The organism is Desulforamulus profundi (assembly GCF_002607855.1).
Genome location: NZ_AWQQ01000075.1, coordinates 1 through 1,362, shown reverse-complemented (window position 1 = coordinate 1,362; position 1,362 = coordinate 1). Strand labels below are relative to the sequence as shown.

1 protein-coding gene is annotated in these 1,362 nt (G+C 41.5%); it reads right to left on the bottom strand.

Going from position 1 to position 1,362, the window contains the following annotated elements; translation table 11 throughout:
• Nucleotides 1-69: 69 nt before the first annotated feature.
• Nucleotides 70-1,185 carry an RNA-guided endonuclease InsQ/TnpB family protein gene (locus P378_RS12215; RefSeq protein ID WP_274378717.1) on the bottom strand — a complete coding sequence of 372 codons (1,116 nt, stop codon included), beginning with the start codon at nt 1,183-1,185 and terminating at the stop codon, nt 70-72.
• Nucleotides 1,186-1,362 lie beyond the last annotated feature (177 nt).

Sequence of the window (1,362 nt, the reverse complement as noted above, 5' to 3'; positions counted from 1 at the left end):
TCCGTACCACCATGTTTCACGTGAAACATTTATTTTTCTTAAATTGAAATAGTATGAAATTMCAGAATTCTACGAAACTTCTTTGAACTTATCCCAATAATCCTTAAAATAAGGATTTCTTAGAATTAAGTCCTTAGCCGTACTACAGCGGCATGKKTCTCGCTCCAGCCTACCGGTGAATCGCTCCACCAGTATCCGGAGGACCAACTTTTTACTCTTGTAAACRGARCCAATCTCGTCAGAACTTCTGACACAGATATTTCTGGCTCCATTTACGTCCGCATGGCTTTTATAACCACAGTACCGGCAGGTGAATTCCGCCTGCGAACTGCRATTAGCTTTATCTACATACCCGCAGGAGTTACAGGCCTGCGAGGTRTAGGCAGGGTTAACATAGGTTRCTTTGATACCATATTCTTCTGCTGCCGCATCAAGTTTAGCGGTTATAACTGCCTTGCCAAACCGGGAGAGAAGTCGGTTTAACCTGCGGGATAGGTTGGGGTTTTGAAAGTTAAGTTTTTCTACTACAATTTCCTTTGGGGAATAGAGCTTAATGATGCGATTGATAATCCTGCATATYTCATTTTTGAGGTAGGCCCGAAGTTTCGCCACCAACCTATCATAACGAGGGCTTCTTACCTTTAGCCCTTGCTTCTGCSGGTTGCGGGCCAGGTTAGTGATAATCTTATCGTATTTTGAAAGTGTTTCGTAGAATTTGCGGCCAAAGATATCACCTTTGTTGGTGGTAAAGATGTTCTTTAGGCCTAAGTCTAAGGCTATTTTAGGGGTTAAGGGAATGTAACTGTCAGGTTTAGACKTATCTTTAATAAAGGACACTGTAATCTCGCCAATATCTGTTAAGTTAAACTGACAGAAATTCTTTAACTGGCCAGGAACACTCTCAAAATATTCGTTAGACTGCACAGGAATGTAAACCGGCTTGCCTTTATTCAGAGTAGATAACCGAACCCAATAGTCAAACTTCTTGGCACCGTTATTGTTCCTAGTTTTAATTACCGCAACCTTTTGGTCTAAAGCCATATTTATACGCCCCATCGTAGGCTTACGGTGTTTAGAAAGAATGTGCTTRAATATYTTGCGGGCTAGTCTAATAACTTCCGGGCTTATCTCCCTGTACTCACCCTTTACTTTCTTGCCTTTATCACCAAACACCGGGATTTTTATTGAGTCATTAAACCATTTCCCGTGTTTATTGATGTAAAGTAARTCTRTCTTRGTCCTTWCGTCTAAGGAACTGTGGCAAACCCGGTCAACGAAGTCATTCTTCCGGTTAGAGATGAAAGACTCCAGCGACCCGACTACTTGGTATTTGTGATAAGATTCAACAGTCTTAAATCCTCT